The organism is Polynucleobacter sp. UB-Tiil-W10 (assembly GCF_018881605.1).
In the GTDB taxonomy this organism is placed as follows: domain Bacteria; phylum Pseudomonadota; class Gammaproteobacteria; order Burkholderiales; family Burkholderiaceae; genus Polynucleobacter.
Genome location: NZ_JACVPZ010000001.1, coordinates 148,011 through 164,079 on the forward strand (window position 1 = coordinate 148,011; position 16,069 = coordinate 164,079).

22 protein-coding genes are annotated in these 16,069 nt (G+C 43.6%); 11 read left to right on the forward strand and 11 right to left on the reverse strand.

Features of this window, described 5'->3' with window-relative positions; genetic code table 11:
• Positions 1 to 25: 25 nt before the first annotated feature.
• Genes ICN33_RS00650 through ICN33_RS00660 form a run of 3 tightly spaced genes read left to right on the forward strand, consistent with a single transcriptional unit; the run spans position 26 to position 868 of the window.
• Positions 26 to 247, forward strand: coding sequence for a hypothetical protein (locus tag ICN33_RS00650; RefSeq protein WP_216193575.1), 222 nt, complete (start codon positions 26 to 28; stop codon positions 245 to 247).
• Positions 248 to 262: 15 nt separating this feature from the next.
• Positions 263 to 463 carry a SlyX family protein gene (locus tag ICN33_RS00655; RefSeq protein ID WP_216193577.1) on the forward strand — a complete coding sequence of 67 codons (201 nt, stop codon included), beginning with the start codon at positions 263 to 265 and terminating at the stop codon, positions 461 to 463.
• Positions 464 to 520: 57 nt separating this feature from the next.
• Complete coding sequence (locus ICN33_RS00660; protein WP_216193579.1) at positions 521 to 868, forward strand: phage holin family protein; 348 nt, start codon at positions 521 to 523, stop codon at positions 866 to 868.
• A gap of 17 nt (positions 869 to 885) precedes the next feature.
• Here ICN33_RS00660 and ICN33_RS00665 read toward each other — a convergent pair whose 3' ends face one another.
• Entirely contained in the window at positions 886 to 2,694 is a 1,809-nt protein-coding gene (locus ICN33_RS00665; RefSeq protein WP_216193581.1) for an AsmA family protein, read from the reverse strand.
• A gap of 66 nt (positions 2,695 to 2,760) precedes the next feature.
• Here ICN33_RS00665 and ICN33_RS00670 point away from each other — a divergent pair, with 66 nt between their 5' ends.
• Entirely contained in the window at positions 2,761 to 3,105 is a 345-nt protein-coding gene (locus tag ICN33_RS00670) for a zinc ribbon domain-containing protein YjdM (protein WP_216193583.1), read from the forward strand.
• A gap of 38 nt (positions 3,106 to 3,143) precedes the next feature.
• On the opposite strand, the gene ICN33_RS00675 is transcribed toward ICN33_RS00670, so the two are convergent.
• Complete coding sequence (locus ICN33_RS00675) at positions 3,144 to 3,359, reverse strand: YdcH family protein (RefSeq protein WP_216193585.1); 216 nt, start codon at positions 3,357 to 3,359, stop codon at positions 3,144 to 3,146.
• A 217-nt stretch (positions 3,360 to 3,576) separates the two neighbouring features.
• Between ICN33_RS00675 and ICN33_RS00680 the strand changes: the two genes are divergently transcribed.
• Positions 3,577 to 4,455, forward strand: coding sequence for a hypothetical protein (locus ICN33_RS00680; protein ID WP_216193587.1), 879 nt, complete (start codon positions 3,577 to 3,579; stop codon positions 4,453 to 4,455).
• A 36-nt stretch (positions 4,456 to 4,491) separates the two neighbouring features.
• On the opposite strand, the gene ICN33_RS00685 is transcribed toward ICN33_RS00680, so the two are convergent.
• A complete protein-coding gene (locus ICN33_RS00685) occupies positions 4,492 to 4,755 on the reverse strand; it encodes a hypothetical protein (RefSeq protein WP_216193590.1) in 264 nt (87 codons plus the stop codon).
• Positions 4,756 to 4,857: 102 nt separating this feature from the next.
• On the opposite strand from ICN33_RS00685, the gene ICN33_RS00690 reads away from it, so the two are divergent.
• The gene (locus ICN33_RS00690) at positions 4,858 to 5,229 is read left to right on the forward strand and encodes a YcgJ family protein (protein WP_216193592.1); all 372 of its coding nucleotides are present in this window, start codon (positions 4,858 to 4,860) and stop codon (positions 5,227 to 5,229) included.
• Positions 5,230 to 5,238: 9 nt separating this feature from the next.
• On the opposite strand, the gene ICN33_RS00695 is transcribed toward ICN33_RS00690, so the two are convergent.
• From ICN33_RS00695 to ICN33_RS00705, 3 genes are read right to left on the reverse strand one after another with little or no spacing between them, the layout of a single operon-like run.
• Entirely contained in the window at positions 5,239 to 5,889 is a 651-nt protein-coding gene (locus tag ICN33_RS00695; protein ID WP_216193594.1) for a DUF6134 family protein, read from the reverse strand.
• Positions 5,890 to 5,916: 27 nt separating this feature from the next.
• Positions 5,917 to 7,974: an autotransporter outer membrane beta-barrel domain-containing protein gene (locus ICN33_RS00700; protein WP_216193596.1), complete on the reverse strand. Its 2,058-nt coding sequence runs from the start codon at positions 7,972 to 7,974 to the stop codon at positions 5,917 to 5,919.
• A gap of 15 nt (positions 7,975 to 7,989) precedes the next feature.
• Positions 7,990 to 8,379 carry a hypothetical protein gene (locus tag ICN33_RS00705; RefSeq protein ID WP_216193598.1) on the reverse strand — a complete coding sequence of 130 codons (390 nt, stop codon included), beginning with the start codon at positions 8,377 to 8,379 and terminating at the stop codon, positions 7,990 to 7,992.
• A gap of 49 nt (positions 8,380 to 8,428) precedes the next feature.
• Here ICN33_RS00705 and ICN33_RS00710 point away from each other — a divergent pair, with 49 nt between their 5' ends.
• Positions 8,429 to 9,013: a TetR/AcrR family transcriptional regulator gene (locus ICN33_RS00710; RefSeq protein WP_216193600.1), complete on the forward strand. Its 585-nt coding sequence runs from the start codon at positions 8,429 to 8,431 to the stop codon at positions 9,011 to 9,013.
• A gap of 277 nt (positions 9,014 to 9,290) precedes the next feature.
• Here ICN33_RS00710 and arsB read toward each other — a convergent pair whose 3' ends face one another.
• The 3 genes from arsB to ICN33_RS00725 are packed head-to-tail and all read right to left on the reverse strand — an operon-like array spanning position 9,291 to position 11,151.
• On the reverse strand, positions 9,291 to 10,349 hold the full coding sequence (arsB, locus tag ICN33_RS00715) for an ACR3 family arsenite efflux transporter (protein ID WP_216193602.1): 1,059 nt from the start codon (positions 10,347 to 10,349) through the stop codon (positions 9,291 to 9,293).
• Positions 10,346 to 10,825, reverse strand: coding sequence for an arsenate reductase ArsC (locus ICN33_RS00720; protein WP_216193604.1), 480 nt, complete (start codon positions 10,823 to 10,825; stop codon positions 10,346 to 10,348). Before ICN33_RS00720 ends, arsB begins: the two co-directional genes overlap by 4 nt.
• Entirely contained in the window at positions 10,822 to 11,151 is a 330-nt protein-coding gene (locus ICN33_RS00725; protein WP_216193606.1) for a helix-turn-helix transcriptional regulator, read from the reverse strand. Before ICN33_RS00725 ends, ICN33_RS00720 begins: the two co-directional genes overlap by 4 nt.
• A 158-nt stretch (positions 11,152 to 11,309) precedes the next feature.
• Here ICN33_RS00725 and ICN33_RS00730 point away from each other — a divergent pair, with 158 nt between their 5' ends.
• Both ICN33_RS00730 and ppk2 (ICN33_RS00735) read left to right on the forward strand, forming a co-directional pair.
• Positions 11,310 to 11,591, forward strand: coding sequence for a serine/threonine protein kinase (locus ICN33_RS00730; RefSeq protein ID WP_216193609.1), 282 nt, complete (start codon positions 11,310 to 11,312; stop codon positions 11,589 to 11,591).
• Entirely contained in the window at positions 11,591 to 12,364 is a 774-nt protein-coding gene (gene ppk2, locus ICN33_RS00735; protein ID WP_216193611.1) for a polyphosphate kinase 2, read from the forward strand. The genes ICN33_RS00730 and ppk2 (ICN33_RS00735) overlap by 1 nt, the downstream gene beginning before the upstream one ends.
• Before the next feature lie 4 nt (positions 12,365 to 12,368).
• Here the strand turns inward: ppk2 (ICN33_RS00735) and ppk2 (ICN33_RS00740) are convergent, their stop codons facing one another.
• Positions 12,369 to 13,274: a polyphosphate kinase 2 gene (ppk2, locus tag ICN33_RS00740; RefSeq protein WP_216193613.1), complete on the reverse strand. Its 906-nt coding sequence runs from the start codon at positions 13,272 to 13,274 to the stop codon at positions 12,369 to 12,371.
• A 50-nt stretch (positions 13,275 to 13,324) separates the two neighbouring features.
• Positions 13,325 to 14,119: a 1-acyl-sn-glycerol-3-phosphate acyltransferase gene (locus ICN33_RS00745; RefSeq protein ID WP_216193615.1), complete on the reverse strand. Its 795-nt coding sequence runs from the start codon at positions 14,117 to 14,119 to the stop codon at positions 13,325 to 13,327.
• Between the two features lie 104 nt (positions 14,120 to 14,223).
• On the opposite strand from ICN33_RS00745, the gene ICN33_RS00750 reads away from it, so the two are divergent.
• Together ICN33_RS00750 and ICN33_RS00755 are read left to right on the forward strand one after the other, a co-directional pair.
• Positions 14,224 to 15,033: a UDP-2,3-diacylglucosamine diphosphatase gene (locus ICN33_RS00750; RefSeq protein ID WP_370623208.1), complete on the forward strand. Its 810-nt coding sequence runs from the start codon at positions 14,224 to 14,226 to the stop codon at positions 15,031 to 15,033.
• Positions 15,030 to 16,058, forward strand: coding sequence for a glycosyltransferase family 1 protein (locus ICN33_RS00755; RefSeq protein WP_216193617.1), 1,029 nt, complete (start codon positions 15,030 to 15,032; stop codon positions 16,056 to 16,058). The genes ICN33_RS00750 and ICN33_RS00755 overlap by 4 nt, the downstream gene beginning before the upstream one ends.
• Positions 16,059 to 16,069: the final 11 nt, after the last annotated feature.

Sequence of the window (16,069 nt, forward strand, 5' to 3'; positions counted from 1 at the left end):
CATACCGAGAAAGTGCATTGTTGACATGAGTAAACCCAAAATGGCCGATCCTGACGATGGCCTCTTTAAGCCGGGTAGTAAGTTGAGACACATCAAGACTGGCGGCTTTTATAAAGTCGCTTTTTTAGCAAACGTAGAAGCAACGTTAGAGCCTGCTTATGTATATGAATCCATGCAATCCCATGACTTTTGGATTAGGCCTAAAACAGAAATGGAAGATGGGCGTTTTGAGCTCGTCTCAGAATAAGAAAGTCAATTGAATATGTCTGAAGAACGCATCACCAATCTAGAAATCAAACTCAGCTTTACAGAAGACTTAATTGAAAAGCTCAATGAGACGGTATACAAACAGCAACAGCAAATTGAATTTCTGTATCGCGAACTCAAAGCCATCAAAGAGCAAGCCAGTAGCAGCGGTGGTGGGGGCGGAAGTCTCAGAGATGAAATTCCCCCGCACTATTAATCAACTGATAATATAGTCTCAGGGAATGAGTTCCCATCAATAGATCAAAGGATATATATGAGTAACCTAACGCTATTTCTAGTCCAGTGGGGCTTAACCTCCTTATCCCTTTGGGTCGCCAGCTATATCTTTAGCGGCTTGCGCTTTGCGGATAGTGGCTCACTCTTAATTGCCGCCCTACTGTTGGGCTTTGCCAACGCAATCGTTAAACCATTGCTTATTTTATTCACGCTACCACTGACGGTAGTGACGATGGGTCTCTTCTTGCTAGTGATCAATGCGTTGGTATTGATGCTGGTTTCTGCAGTAGTGAGTGGCTTTACGATCTCCAGCTTTTGGACCGCATTCTTTGCCAGCATCTTTATTTCTTTGTTTAGCCTCTTTGTCAGCGGCCTCGTTTTTTAAGAAATACATCCCAAAGGTTAATTACTTGCGGGATTAATGCTTGACCAAGGATGCAGCGCAGTTTTGCATGGCTGTGACTTGGTCATCAATGATTTAGCATTCTCGGCGGCAATGCTAATCCCGCCAGTCAAAAAGCCCAGACCAATCGAGGCGGCGCTAGTGACTACTCCAGTCTTATTTACTCCAGCCTTAGGATTTTGCAAGGTTCCCTCAATTTTGACGAGGCCACCTAAATCCAAACCCGTTGTTAAACCCGATTTCTCGCTTGGACTAATGTTGATATTCAGGGCTTCAGTATCCAGATTTACAGATCCTGAAAGGACAATATTCAAGCGATCCGTTTCAATACCAACTGAATTCTGAATACCAACTACCCCGGCGTTGATCGGTAAATAAGCAACAGCGCAATCCAAAATGGTTTGGTTTGATTTCTTATAAAGTGGATTGATTTCATCGAAAACCGTAATCAAAAAATCTCCGCCCTTGTTTATAAATTTTGAATCTAGCTTAGCTGGCCCAATCGATACTTGAATAACGCCATTCGCTCGACTGACTAACTGATGAGGGCTTATGCCACTTCCTTTTAAATTCCAGGCAATATGAGTGGCTCCACCAGAAACCTTCGCACTAGAATCCGTGGTCGCAACAATTTGCTCCAATGTATAGTCTTTGGCCACACCATTAAAAGAGATATTAGGTGCATTGCTATTAAATCCTGATACAGAAAGATGGGCCTGAGCCTTCCCTTTGCCAACATTAAAACTCAAATCTTTTGCATCAATTTGGTCATTCTTAAATTGAATGGTAGTTTTAAAATTAGAAAATGGCGCTTGGTTGGGCACCCCAAGTTCGGCAATATCGATATTGATCGAGCCATCAGCTAGCGGCAAAAGATCGAAAGGTAATGCCTCATCTGAGAAAAAATATTTTCCTTGGGGCTGATGAGTAGTCACAGGACCAGATTTAGCAGCGGAATTGGCTATTGCTGCCGAGCCTGCTAAAGGCGCTAAATCAAAAGACTTGGAGTTCAACTTGATATTAAATTGTGCCAAAGACTGAGGCGCCTTATTAATTTCACCCGTAATATCAACTGACTTCTCATTTAATGTCAAAACTAAATCCAGATCTATTTTTGCTGGTGCCTGGTTCCAAGCAAAGTAGGCGTTGCGAAGTGAACCTGTTTTGCCCTTTAAATTCAGAGTGTATTTTGCATACTGAAGATCCATCAAAATCGTAGACTTGCCGTCATCACTCATTAGAGATAATTTAGGAACATTTATCACCTTTACAGAATTTCCATTATCTTGATAGTGAATACGAGCATCAACCACCTCAAGAGCTCCAATAGACACAAGAACATTATCCGAAGAAACGCTGCTTGCTGACTGCGCCCCTGGAGCGTTAGGAGCGCTGGGATTCATAGTGGGGGGAGTGAGATTCCAATTTCCATTCCCTGCTTTATTCGTTTGGAGATATGCCTCTAGACCCGTGATATTCATTTTCCTGATCTCAACGCTACCTTTAAGCAAAGGCCATAGCCTGATGTCCAACTCAATCTGCTTTAACGCCAACATGTCTGGATTGCTTGCCCAAGCAGTATTGCTGAGTGAGACCTGTTCAGCCTTTACGCTAATAGATGGGAAAAGATTGAGGCTTACTGGCCCAGTGATTTTCAAATCACGTCCAGTAGCTTCCTTGACTGAGGAGCTCAGCAGCTTAGTTAATTCAGTAGGATTAATAAAAGATGCCGCATACCAAGCGCCTAGACCAGCAATGGCAACGCTACCTACAAAAGCAATCAGGGAAATCTTCAGCACTTTATTCACCTCACCATTCTAATTGGAGTGGAAGTGATTGGGGGGATAGATGCGCCCCTAGACTAAAATAGATCCATGAGCACAGAGAATCTACCAAAGTGTCCTGCTTGCCAGGAAGATACGACTTACCCAGACGGGGAAAATTTCGTTTGTGCGCAGTGCGGCCATGAATGGCCAATGATTGGGGCTGCTGAAGAAGTTGAGGCAGGCCTCATAGTCAAAGATGCAAATGGCAACCTATTAGCGGATGGCGATACCGTCACCCTCATTAAGGACCTGAAGGTCAAAGGATCTTCCACAACCCTGAAGGTCGGCACCAAAATTAAAGGCATTCGACTGGTACCCGGAGACCATGAGGTAGATTGCAGAACCGAAGCCGGCAATATGCTCCTCAAAGCCTGCTTTCTGAAAAAAGCCTAGATCCATTGAGCATCTAGGCTTTCTGCTATAGCCTGTACTTAACTGGCCGCCTTTTTCAAGACTGCATAAATCTGATCTTTAAGAAGTAGCTTTTCTTTTTTCAAGGTTTCGATTTCTTCTGGAGTACTTGGCTCAGAATGGACCTCCATTCTTTGGATCTTCTGATCTAAATTATTATGCTTATCAAATAAGTGCGAGAAATGACGATCTGATGTTTTTAACTTGGTGATGAGTTCGCGATATTCAGGAAACATAAATCCTCTTGATATTTGGGTTGTAGAAAACTTAGTGCTTTTAGTGTAGCAACCCTCCTTTGCAAGAACAATAGCCAAATCTATCTATTTATTTCAGCCCTTCCCTTGTAATCTGCAGGAAAAACCCCATGTATGAAAGGCGAATTCCTCTAGGAATTTGCAGTAATATCAGCAAGTGCATTAAGCACAATAACTACCAAAAGAAGGGTAATAAACCATGGCTACAAAGAAGTCTCCAGCAAAAAAGAAAGTAGCTACCAAGGTGGTAAAAAAAGCCCCCGCTAAAAAAGCTGTCAAGAAGGTTGCCGCTAAGAAAGTAGCAAGCAAAAAGACGGTCAAAAAGGTAGTGAAAAAACCAGTAGTCAAGAAAGTGGCTGCAAAGAAGCCTGCTACCAAAAAAGTAGCAGCTAAGAAGACACCGGCAAAGAAACCTGCGGCCAAAAAGCCAGCAGCCAAGAAAGTTGCCAAGAAGACTGCTAAACCCGCTTCATCAAAAGCCCCTAAGGTAGACCAATATGGTCTAGAGCAAGATGATGAGTTTTACGGTCTCTATTTTGCAAAGTCCACTAAAAAAGGATTAGTTGAAGTCAAGCCTTGTACTTTCTCATTGATGTACTGGTGGAAAGGTTTGCTTGGCTACCCTGACATGATCGAGATCTCCAAAGGAAGCAATACTGCGATGCTGCAGTTTGAATCTACATTTGGCGGAGGCGATTCTGGTGAGACCGAGTTAACCGAGAAAGACGTTCTAGATATTGATCACATCATTGAAGTAGATGAAGAAGAAATGATGATCTCCCTTTACTCCTATGTGCCGATCCCAGTGCCTGAGAAATTGGTTGGGGCTTTGAGCTTAGCAATTCTGAATATCAATCCAGAGACTCGTTATGGCAGCTTAGAGTTATGCCCTACTGAGAATGAGGAAGGTGTAACTGAGCATTTCTTGCGCTACCGCGCAGCAACCTATTTGCGTGGCATCAAGTCAGGCAAAGTGGAAGCGATTGAAAGCTTGGTAACCAATGGTTCTGAGTTCTTTGGCCTTGCTTTAGATGCAATGTGTGTAAACAAGTCTATCAAGAAGTGGTTGTTGAGCTAATCCAGCACCAACAATCGGCGGAATAACTAGCCGCCGCTATCTGCAAAGATAGATATACGTTAAGGGAAAACGGTCATTGACCGTTTTTCTGCTTTCTAGAATCGTCGCCGTTCTTTTGCCCTGCTTCTTGCACTCTGCAAGAGCTACTTCCTGAGCCTCATTCTCTTTAGCAGACTTAGGCGCATGCACGCCAATCGTTCCATCGGACTGCTGATAGACCCCGAATTCGCTTTGCGGGGTTGAGCAGGCTAACAAACCAAAACCCACTCCAATCAGCACTACTGTATTCAAATTTTTCATTCAATTTTCACGATTATTTCTAGATTAAGACTAACTCTAAATCAAAATAGAACAAAATGGGCTATGTCATACTGCTTAAGAACCAAAAGGAGTGATTCAATAATGAAATCTTTTAACAAAACCTTTCTCATTGGCGCCGCACTGCTTTGCATGGGCCCTTCTGCGTTTGCACAACCAAACCCCAATAGCGCAATCACTTACCCCAAGCCAGGCGGCGTCATTTGCGATCAGAAAAGCGGTTTTTGTGCAGACGAACAAGGTGTCTCTGTTGCCATTACTGAAATGGAGTTAGGAAAAAAGGCATCCAAAAAATTAATGGATCAAATCCGTACGGTGGGCATCGAAAACTTCGATGCCACCAGCTTCACAATGACCGGTGGCTTACATTGCGAGACTAAGCAGAAAAAGTGCTTTACTAATAAGTATGACAACCGAGTAGATCCCAAGGCGACTAAAGCACTCTTTGGAAAGTAAAAGCTAAAATTATTTAGCCATGGATTTTTTGTAGACGACGGTATTGCCATTACGAGTTAATTCACCGACGGATAGAAAATCTCCCTCGTAAGTGAACTTACCCTTAAACCCATCTCCTGTTAACTCTATTGAACCATCAGGCATTGTTTTGCTGCTAGTCATTAGCACCTTCCCCTGCGAAACATCAATCACTACCGGATGTTTGGGGGCATTGGCAAACCAATAACTATCTAAAGTAACCGCATCTAAAGGAGCCACCTCCTGTTGGTCACCCACTTTAAAGAGTAGGCCATTTGGTCCTATTTGTCCGGTTATATCGACTTCACTACCATTCATTTGGGTTTTGGCATTGAGCTTATTGAGATGAGGAACTTTAGTCCACCACTCGGTAGATCGATGCTTCTCCGTAAAAGCGGAGATAAACATTACCTTGACATCTACTTCTCTAGCGTGATCTAAGCGAATGAGATCGCCATCGGGCAAGACTTTAAGTTGATGCTCTCCGACTTTTTCGCCCTTGTAAAAGATATCGTACTTAAAGCTGACCCCCGCAGGCGGGAGGGGATCCTTTAAATCAAGAGCTAGCGCACTTCCAACAATTGAGAATACGCCAAAAGTAAAAACTAGAAGTTTGATTGCTATCTTGTTTATTGGATGCATCTCAGTAATATTTAAATTAACGGAACTCTATAAACCGATCGTGTAGAGCGCCATATAAGTTGTTGCCCCCACCCCTTGATATGGAGCTTGACGATATACACCCGTTAGACTGATCCGCTGATTCTTTTCCACATCATAGTAGGCGCCTAACATTGCTGTTGGACGGGTGTATTTTGGATTGGGGTTCATATTGATCGAAGTGAGACCATATAAACCTGTGGCAGAGTAAGAGCTGTAGTTGGTATTGGTATCGGACTCAACACCAGCGCTAGCTAACAAAGTAACTGGAGGGGCAATCTTATATGTTGCGCCCACACCTGCCACGATAGTAGTCGCATTGGTATTTAATGGTGCATAAGTTAATGGTGCGGTCACAGTTGCTGAAGCGCCCTCTGTATAGCCATTCATATTATTTTGGGTATATCGCAAGCCAGCATAAGGCGCCACTACCGTGTTGTCAGTTACACCAAAACCATACTTAGCAATGGCTTGTGCGCCTTGTGAAGTTAATGTTGATGAACCACTACCAGGCTCAGTTCCATCAATTACTGGGCGTGTCATGGTGGTGTTCTTTTGCCCATAACCAGCTGAAACCCTCACTTCTGCACCAGTACCATCCAAGCGCTCATTCCATACTCCAAATAAACCCACCATTGGAGAGCCATTGCTCACCTTAATAATGCCTGTGGTGTTAGTTGACACATTTTGATCAATATAAGCACCAAGACGTATTTGGCTGTTCCAGCGATAGGCGCCAATCAAAACACCAGCGCTGCTGTTAACCGATTGTGAATCCACGGCTGTATAGCGACCACCAACAGATACGCATACATTACTCTTATCAAACAACGGGCAGTCATAGGTAAAGCCATTTACAAGTACAGTGTTCTGCAAGGCAAAGGCAGTCTGAAGACCCTGAGCAGTTAGATTATTCGCTGATATAACATTTGTATTGGAGCCGACAAAGTTGAGATCCCACACATTAGAACCCAAGGAATTGAGAGACCAAGTCATGCCTTGATAGGTTCCTGATGTTTTTACAAAATTTCCACTTCCCACGCCGGAAATTACTGCAGAATATGTTTTTGCAGTTACGACTGAACCCGAAGCAATGCCAAAATTAGTTACGCTGGATCCCGCATTCACTACACTAATTTTTCCGAAGTTGGTTGGGGTTGAAATAATAATGCTGTAATTCGTAGGTAAAGTTCCAGTGTAGGTAAGATTCGTTTGCGCATTATTGATAGTAACGATCGTTCCGTTATTTTCAATACCATATCCAATAAATCCAAACCCAGAACTTCCTACGATTGACCCATTGTTATTAATTTCAGCAATAGTTCCCCAATTTCGTATGGAGTTGTAACAGCCAAGTCCATTACAAGCGCCTGTCCGAATTTCCCCGCCGGCTTTATTGTTGATGACTCCGATACTATCGCCAGTTCCAACCAAGATTCCTGCGTCCTGACCGCCGTTAATTGAACCGCTATTATTAATCGTTCCGATTGAGGCAGAATTCCCACCATTCGCTGTATCCAAATAGATTGCTCCATTAGTTCCGCCTATTGTTCCGAAGTTATCAATCGTTGTAATGGAGGGCGAACCACTTGAGTTTGGGCGTAAAAAGATACCAATATTTGGGTAAAGGCTAGCTCCGCAACTAGCACAATTTATGATGCTCCCAGTGTTATTGATTCGCCCTATATTGGCAGAGTCATAAATCTGAATAGCATATTTAGAACCGTTAATTTCTGTTGTATTGTTTAAGTTACTTACTACTGACGTTCCACCGATATCTATACCGCTAGTATTTGCTGACTGACCCTGAATAAGCCCTGAGTTATTTAGGTTTCCTACTGACACATTCACTATCGATAGGGCTGGATTTGGCGATCCAAATGTAGTTCCTAGCTGAGCGCCAGCCTGAACTGTAACATCTGCTTTATTTGTAGCTATAACAACATTAGGACAAGGATTTCCGGTTATAAAAACTGGATCCGAAGCGGTGGAGCATTGCGCGTAAGCAACGCTTCCAAAAACTATGCCCCCAAACAATACCAAAAGTCTTATTGGATTAAATTTCATCTTCTATTGAGTAAGTTACTCGTTCTTATACATATGCACAGTTCCACCACAAGCGGCAAAACACTGTCTATAGGATTCATCGCATTGCCAATAGCTTGGATTGACTGGGCAATATTGGGCATTAGGGTGGCACTTCTTTACGTCATCATGACTCTGTGCTCTATTGACGCAAGCTTGATAGCTAAAATTATTTTGCTGCTGACACATGTTGGCATTATTTTGAGCCTGAGCCTGAGCTCCGCTGTAGCAAACATTCTTCGTATTCATGCACTGAACCGCGCAGGTTTTACCTGACTCGGTTGGAGGTGCTGTGTACTCGTAGCGATAGGTGGTGCAGGAAGCAAGACCAATAATTGCTACTAGGCAGAAAAGAAACTTCTGAATGTTCTTCATTTTTGTTAACATGTTATCAAATATACCTATAATTATTACATAGACCCATGAATTTCTAGATATGGAACTTAGCCAACATCCTCTGAAAAGCCAGAAAGCACAAGAGCGTTTAGCTCAAGTGATAAAAATCGCCCACCAGCTCTTTGCTAGCCGTGGGTACGAGGATGTGGGTGTTCGGGAAATTGCTAAAGAAGCTGGAATTAGCCCTATGCAGGTGTACCGCCTCGGAGTCGACAAACATGACTTGCTGGCGGAGGTGATCTTGATTGTTAATCAGGAATTGATTGATGGTATTGAGCCATTTAAAAATACATCCCATAGAAGCGCTCTCGCCTTCATTGAGCAATATTTACTGCATGTTTATGAGCAAGATATCCGCATCAAAAGTATTCGCAAAGAAGGCGCTGCTTTTGGATGGAAATGGTCCGGCAAATATGAAGCGCTCATCATTGATCAGTTGATGCAGATACTCAAGCCCATTGCGGATGCCCTCGCACATTTTAAATATGACGAGATTGATGCGCGCTGCTATGCCATCTGGTCCTTATATTATGTTGGCTATAGAAATGCAGTCATGAATAACGCTGACGCTGATGCATGCTTGATCGCCATCAAGCCTAGTCTAGCTATTTGTTTAAAGCGCTAAGAAATTCAGATAAGCAGAGACCCTGCCGCTGTTTTCACAGTGTTATTAAGTTTTGATATTTTTTGTTTTTGCTGCAGTGTTTCGCTTTAAACGATTAACCAACTTGATTGGTCGCACTACTGCGATTGATGTCTTTTAAAGAGCGTACTAACAGTCTCCACATCTGCGGTAAAACTTTACGTCTGTACGCTCTTTAATGCTGCGGGCGAACCCTCAGCGAGTTACCACTATATTCCTTACTTCTTCAAAAGTCAAGGGTTTACCCTAATTTATTTCATTAATTAGGGCTTAATTTACTGCCGAAGAAATGGTCTCTCAGCCAAAGAGCAACGGAGACCAATCCCACCATAATTGGCACCTCAACCAAGGGTCCAATGACTGCTGCAAATGCAGCACCTGAGTTAATCCCAAATACTGCAATAGCTACAGCAATGGCTAGCTCGAAGTTATTACTAGATGCTGTAAACGACAAAGTACAGCAGCGCTTGTACTCAATGCCCATTTTGATGGTGATGAAAAATGTTAACAAGAACATCACCACAAAAAATATTAACAATGGAATGGCTATCGTGATGACATCCATGGGTAGCTGAAGAATGAGCTTTCCCTTTAAGCTAAACATCACCACAATCGTAAAGAGCAGAGCCACCAAAGTCAGCTTGCCAATTCTGGGAACGAAAGTATTTTGATACCACTCTCTTGAGACAAACTTTAGGGAAATGTATCTGGTTAAAAATCCTGCTACACAAGGAACACCAAGATAGATGGCAACTGTTTTCGCTATGTCGCCGATCGTGATATTAACGACAGAACCTGCAAAGCCAAAGTATGGCGGCAAGACAGTTAAGAAGAAATAAGCATACAAACTAAAGAACAGTACTTGAAAGATGGCATTAAAGGCCACTAAACCTGCGGCATACTCAGTCGAACCTTTAGCAATATCGTTCCATACGATCACCATCGCGATACAAGGCGCAATTCCAATGAGTATGAGACCAGCCATGTATTCAGGCTGGCTGGGCACAAAGATGATGGCCAAGAGGAACATCAAAGTAGGCGCCACAATCCAATTGAGCAAGAATGCCAAACCAAATATTCGTTTATCTCTAAACACGTCAGGCAAATCCTCGTACTTCACCTTTGCAAAGGGTGGGTACATCATGAGAATGAGTCCGATGGCTATTGGAATATTGGTTGTTCCACTTTGAAATGAATTAATAAACCCCTCTACCCCCGGGACAAAATACCCCAAGCCAATACCTACTGCCATGGCAGTAAAAATCCATACAGTCAGGTATCTATCTAAAAAGGAAAGCTTGCTGGTAACGGTATTCATGACTTGGTGTGTATCTCTTGAAGGCTGAGTGAATTGAGTCGATCCAAAGGCATGTCCGCCAGAAGATCAATACGTTTTTTAAGACCAATCATGACTTCTTTAAATGCGCGCCGTTTATCGTCATCTGATCCTGCCACTTGAGATGGGTCAGGGAATCCCCAATGCGCAGTAGCGGGCCTACCAGGCCAAAATGGGCAAACTTCGCCGGCCGCGTTATCACAAACAGTAATAATAAAATCCATCTGAGGCGCATCGGGCAAGCCATACTCATCCCAAGACTTGGAGCGCAATTTTGATTCGTCGTAGCCCATCTGCAAAGCTAACTCACGCGCAAATGGATTAACCGATGTGCCAGGAGTAGATCCTGCTGAGTAACCAACAAACTTTCCACTTAAATGCGTGGAAGCGATTGCCTCGCCTAAAACGGAGCGAGCAGAATTATGGGTGCATAAAAAGAGAATATTGAACTGCTTCATTTAGCCTTAACCTTTTTAATAATGGATACCGGAGCACATGATTTACCACCACAGCAGTTTTCAAGCAGAAACCCGCTTAACTCTTGAACCAAGTTGGCATTCGGTCGATATATGAGATTGCGACTTTGACGCTCCACCGACAATAAATCAGCCCCCACCAGTTCTTTCAAGTGAAAACTCAGTGTGGCATTGGCTACGCCTAGATTTTCAATAATCTCGCCCGGCGATAATCCAGTATCACCACGCTGCACTACCAAACGAAAGATATTCAAACGTGTCTCTTGGCCTAGGGCCAGAAATGCTTTGATGGCATCAGTATTTTTCATATTTCCAATTGTATCGAAATGTATATTTCACATTTATTACAATCAATGTCATATAAATGACATATATGTGTCATATTGGCTTGAAAATAGAGGAAATAAACCGTAGGATTGGCTACTATTCATTACAACAAACCCTCAAGCTAACCTAGGAATAAATCATGAGCCAAAAGAAATTAGTCAAACAGCTACTTAAAAAGCTCGATAAATTAGAGTCCGACAGAGAAAAGCTGATCGACAAGCTCGCAAAAGCATTAGATAAGCTAGATAAGAAGGTGGCGACTAAAAAGACTCCAGCCAAGAAAGCGCCTGCGGCAAAAAAAGTTCCTGCTAAGAAGGTCCCAGCAAAAAAGGCACCAGCCACTAAGAAGGCTCCCGCAAAAAAAGTTCCCGCTAAGAAGGCTGCTGTTAAAAAGCCAGTCAGCGCAAACGAAGCAAGTTAATGGGTCATAAGGACAAAGATAAGCCAGAGCAATCTGGCTATGAAGCAGAACTTCGCCTTTTACAAATAGAACTGGTCAAGCTACAAAATAGCTTAATCAGCAAAGGCGATCAGATATTGGTCATTCTTGAAGGTCGCGATACAGCCGGCAAGGATGGCAGCATTAAAGTCATCACCCAACACTTAAGCCCACGGGAAACCCGTGTGGTTGCCCTAGGCAAGCCATCTGATGTCGAAGCGAGTGAGTGGTATTTTCAAAGATATGTAGCTGAGCTGCCTAAAAAAGGGGAATTCGTACTCTTTAACCGCAGTTGGTACAACCGTGCCGGGGTTGAAGTGGTGATGAAATTTTGCAGTAAGTCCCAGCATGCTAATTTTATGGAAACTGTAAACGGGTTTGAGTCAATCCTGGCTAGCTCAGGCATGACTATTCTGAAATACTATTTAGATATTTCCAAAAAAGAGCAGGCTCTGCGTCTTCAGGAAAGAGCCAAGGACCCGCTCAAACAATGGAAGATCAGCCCCATTGATCAGCAAGCCCAGAAAAACTGGAATGCTTATAGCAAGAGCAGAAATGAGATGCTAGAAAAAACCAGCTCTTCAGACGCACCCTGGATCATTGTGAAGGCTAATGATAAAAAAGTAGCCCATTTAAATATGATCAAGGATCTTCTATCTCGGGTTTCGTATCCAGGTAAAGACAAAAACCTGCTGAAGGTTGATAAAGACATTACCTTCCAATGGGAAGGTAATGTATCTAAGCTAGAAAAATAAAACCCTAGAAAACTTCTGGAACATACATCTCCGGAGGCACTGGCCCGCGTAGGTAGTCTGGGTTATGTACACGTTTTGGCAAAGTAATCACTGGGTGATCGATCTCTTTATAAGGAATTTGATCTAACAAATGCGTTATACAGTTTAAGCGGGCCTTTTTCTTATCATTCGCAGCCACTACCCACCAAGGCGCCTCAGGAATATGTGTTCGCTCAAGCATGGTTTCTTTGGCCTTGGTATAGGCCTCCCAAAGTCGTCTTGCCTCTAAATCCATTGGGCTTAATTTCCACTGCTTGAGTGGATCATGAATACGCATCATAAAACGGTTGTATTGCTCGTCATCAGAGATTGAGAACCAATACTTAATGAGGATCACTCCAGATCTAATCATCATCCGCTCAAGATCAGGAACTGTTCTTAAAAACTCTTCGTACTCGTCATCGGTACAAAATCCCATCACCCTCTCAACGCCAGCTCGGTTGTACCAGCTTCTATCAAATAGAACGATCTCACCGCCAGCTGGTAAGTGAGAAATATATCTTTGGAAATACCACTGTGTTTTCTCGCGCTCGTTGGGCGCAGGCAAAGCAACCACCTTACATACACGGGGATTTAGACGTTGAGTAATCCGTTTAATGGCACCACCCTTACCTGCGGAATCTCTTCCTTCAAATAAGACTGCCACCTTAAGCTTATTCTCAACCACCCAGTCTTGGAGTTTTACTAACTCACCCTGGAGTCTAAAGAGTTCACGAAAGTAAACATTACGCGGAATTTGCGACTGACCATCGCCATCCAAAGACAGGCGGTCATCATCAAGCTCCATCTCAAGCTCTTCATCCATGCTGTCAAGAATCTCCTCTTGAGCACGGCGGTACCACTCGGCCATTTCGTTATGCTTGGATGTCATGCGTTTACGCTCCTAGACCTTATTTATATCTAGAAATGATGACACATTTATTACATCAGGCGGTGATTGCCTTTTAATTGATTCGAAATGGCCTCTTGGCTGTGCAAGGCCAGCCACTTTCTATCTTTAGATGCCTCAGGACTGGCCCCTGAGGGTGAAATAAAACTCAATTCAACAACTAGCTTGCGATCCCTCAAGATCTTAGCCATTGATTCTAGTAGCCCCATATCGCCCACAAATGCTGGCAGCTCACTTCTAGCACCAGTCACACTGGAATGATAAGAAATCGCTAGGGAATAGACCGGGACCCCTGCAATCACGGCCGATTCAAATAGATTGGGCTTAAATGGCAGAACACCCTCTCCTATTGTGGAAGTGCCCTCCGGGAAAATGCAGACAGATTGTGTCTTGAGCACATCACCAACCTCGCTCGCGATCTGCTTTCCATGACGGGAGTTATTACGCTTGATAAATACTGTGCCCAATTGCCTTGCCATCCACCCAAATACAGGCCATCCCTCTACATCAGACTTCGCCACAAATCGGATGGGCTTAAATGCATTAATTGAATGTATGTCCATCCAAGAGATATGGTTTGAGGCAAGAAGGTATGGGGTAGAAGGAAGAATCTCCTGATTCGTGAGCTTTAATTCAATTCCAAAAATGCTGAGCAATCTTTTTGACCAATCTTGAATAAGTGTATTTTTGGTTTCCTGCGTTGCAAATGGAAACCGCAAGGACAAAGTGATTGCACCATGAATAACGTGAGCCCATACCTGTACCCACCGCCATGCAGTTGCTCCACACTGCAGTGGGGAGTTATTTGTGGTCTGATAATGACTCATATGATGTAGGAATATAAAACAAATTCAGAAAATAGCTAAAGCGTCATAAAACTGCCTTGGAACTGTCATCCTAGTTTCATACTCCTTAGGCTTAATACTGTTTCATGATGCATTACAAAGCGATCTGGATTTCAGACGTACACCTCGGAACATCAGGGTGTCAGGCAGACTACCTTCTGGATTTCCTAAAACATAACGAAGCAGATAAATACTATCTTGTAGGCGACATTATTGACGGCTGGAGACTGAAGAAGTCATTCTATTGGCCTCAATCACACAACGATGTTGTGCAAAAACTCTTACGTAAAGCACGTAAAGGTAGTGAAGTTATCTACGTTCCCGGAAATCATGATGAAAGTGCTAGACAGTTTTTTGGGCTTTCATTCGGCGATGTCAAAGTAGTTGAAGAGGTAATTCATATCACTGTGGATGGTAGAAAGCTATGGGTAACGCATGGTGATCAGTTTGATGGTGTGATGCAATACGCCAAGTGGCTTGCCTACGTTGGTGACAACCTGTATTCGTTCATTCTTTACGTAAATCGCTACTTCAATATGGTCCGCGCCAAGATGGGACTGCAGTATTGGTCTCTATCTCAATACCTTAAACACCAAGTGAAGAATGCCGTCAGCTATATCGCCGACTTTGAACACATCATGGCCAGAGAAGCCCGCTTAAGAGGCTGCGACGGGGTTGTATGCGGCCATATTCACAAAGCTGAAATTCGCGAGATTGATGGACTTTTGTATTGCAATGATGGCGATTGGGTCGAAAGTCTCACCGCCCTTGTTGAAACACAAACAGGCGAACTCAAAATTATTCACTGGACACAGATCAAAGGTGAGCCAGTTGAGTCTCCTCAAATCACCCTTCAACCCGCTATCGAATCACTCATCAAAGAGGCTGCACTATGAAAATTATGATCATTACAGACGCTTGGGATCCACAAGTTAATGGTGTTGTCCGAACCTTAAAGCAAACCCGCGCTGAGTTGACCGCCATGGGCCATGAGGTGGAGATGATTACACCAAATGGTTTTAAATCAATTCCTTGCCCAACTTATCCTGATATTGCCCTTTCGCTTTTCCCAGGAAAAGAAGTGGCTCGTCGTATTAAAGAGTTTGCTCCTGATGCAATGCACATTGCCACTGAGGGACCGCTGGGTTTATCCGCTCGCGCCTATGCCGTGAAGAATCGCCTGCCGTTTTCCACCGCATATCACACCCGCTTCCCCGAATATGTCAAAGCGCGCACCGGTATTCCTTTGGCCATTACCTATATGTTTATTCGCTGGTTTCACGGCCCGTCAATGGCCGTTATGGCACCAACGATTGTTGTCAAGGATGATCTTGAAAAATATGGCCTCAAGAATGTAGTGCTGTGGTCACGTGGCGTAGATCTTGATATTTTTAAGATGCAAGATTCCAAAGCCTTAAATACTGCTCACCCGATCTTTTTATATGTGGGCCGGGTGGCTGTTGAAAAAAACATCAATGCATTTTTAGAGATTGATTTACCAGGTTCTAAGTGGGTAGTAGGAGACGGACCAGCAATGGCTGGCATCAAAGAAAAATATCCAGAAGTGAATTATCTGGGAGTGCTGCAGCAGCATGAGTTAGCAAAAGTCTATGCAGCTGCAGATGTCTTTGTTTTCCCTAGCAAGACCGATACATTTGGCTTGGTGTTGCTTGAGGCCATGGCGTGTGGCACACCGGTAGCTGCCTATCCAGTCACTGGCCCAATTGATGTTCTGGGAAATTCCAACTCAGGCGCCATGAACGAAGACTTGCGTGAAGCTTGCATACAGGCACTAAAGATCCCTCGTGAAGTTGCACGAGCGCACGCCGAGAAATTCTCGTGGAGAGCTGCATCTGAGCAATTTGCAAACCATCTCAAGCCAGTACCAACACCAGAAGTTCACGTCACTGCCCTGGCCTAAAGAAGATTCAT

Coding starts and splice junctions, on each gene's coding strand:
- ICN33_RS00650 (WP_216193575.1), top strand. CDS start 26: ATGAGTAAACCCAAAATGGCCGATCCTGACGATGGCCTCTTTAAGCCG.
- ICN33_RS00655 (WP_216193577.1), top strand. CDS start 263: ATGTCTGAAGAACGCATCACCAATCTAGAAATCAAACTCAGCTTTACA.
- ICN33_RS00660 (WP_216193579.1), top strand. CDS start 521: ATGAGTAACCTAACGCTATTTCTAGTCCAGTGGGGCTTAACCTCCTTA.
- ICN33_RS00670 (WP_216193583.1), top strand. CDS start 2,761: ATGAGCACAGAGAATCTACCAAAGTGTCCTGCTTGCCAGGAAGATACG.
- ICN33_RS00675 (WP_216193585.1), bottom strand. CDS start 3,359: ATGTTTCCTGAATATCGCGAACTCATCACCAAGTTAAAAACATCAGAT.
- ICN33_RS00680 (WP_216193587.1), top strand. CDS start 3,577: ATGGCTACAAAGAAGTCTCCAGCAAAAAAGAAAGTAGCTACCAAGGTG.
- ICN33_RS00685 (WP_216193590.1), bottom strand. CDS start 4,755: ATGAAAAATTTGAATACAGTAGTGCTGATTGGAGTGGGTTTTGGTTTG.
- ICN33_RS00690 (WP_216193592.1), top strand. CDS start 4,858: ATGAAATCTTTTAACAAAACCTTTCTCATTGGCGCCGCACTGCTTTGC.
- ICN33_RS00695 (WP_216193594.1), bottom strand. CDS start 5,889: ATGCATCCAATAAACAAGATAGCAATCAAACTTCTAGTTTTTACTTTT.
- ICN33_RS00700 (WP_216193596.1), bottom strand. CDS start 7,974: ATGAAATTTAATCCAATAAGACTTTTGGTATTGTTTGGGGGCATAGTT.
- ICN33_RS00705 (WP_216193598.1), bottom strand. CDS start 8,379: ATGTTAACAAAAATGAAGAACATTCAGAAGTTTCTTTTCTGCCTAGTA.
- ICN33_RS00710 (WP_216193600.1), top strand. CDS start 8,429: ATGGAACTTAGCCAACATCCTCTGAAAAGCCAGAAAGCACAAGAGCGT.
- arsB (WP_216193602.1), bottom strand. CDS start 10,349: ATGAATACCGTTACCAGCAAGCTTTCCTTTTTAGATAGATACCTGACT.
- ICN33_RS00720 (WP_216193604.1), bottom strand. CDS start 10,825: ATGAAGCAGTTCAATATTCTCTTTTTATGCACCCATAATTCTGCTCGC.
- ICN33_RS00725 (WP_216193606.1), bottom strand. CDS start 11,151: ATGAAAAATACTGATGCCATCAAAGCATTTCTGGCCCTAGGCCAAGAG.
- ICN33_RS00730 (WP_216193609.1), top strand. CDS start 11,310: ATGAGCCAAAAGAAATTAGTCAAACAGCTACTTAAAAAGCTCGATAAA.
- ppk2 (WP_216193611.1), top strand. CDS start 11,591: ATGGGTCATAAGGACAAAGATAAGCCAGAGCAATCTGGCTATGAAGCA.
- ppk2 (WP_216193613.1), bottom strand. CDS start 13,274: ATGACATCCAAGCATAACGAAATGGCCGAGTGGTACCGCCGTGCTCAA.
- ICN33_RS00745 (WP_216193615.1), bottom strand. CDS start 14,119: ATGAGTCATTATCAGACCACAAATAACTCCCCACTGCAGTGTGGAGCA.
- ICN33_RS00750 (WP_370623208.1), top strand. CDS start 14,224: ATGATGCATTACAAAGCGATCTGGATTTCAGACGTACACCTCGGAACA.
- ICN33_RS00755 (WP_216193617.1), top strand. CDS start 15,030: ATGAAAATTATGATCATTACAGACGCTTGGGATCCACAAGTTAATGGT.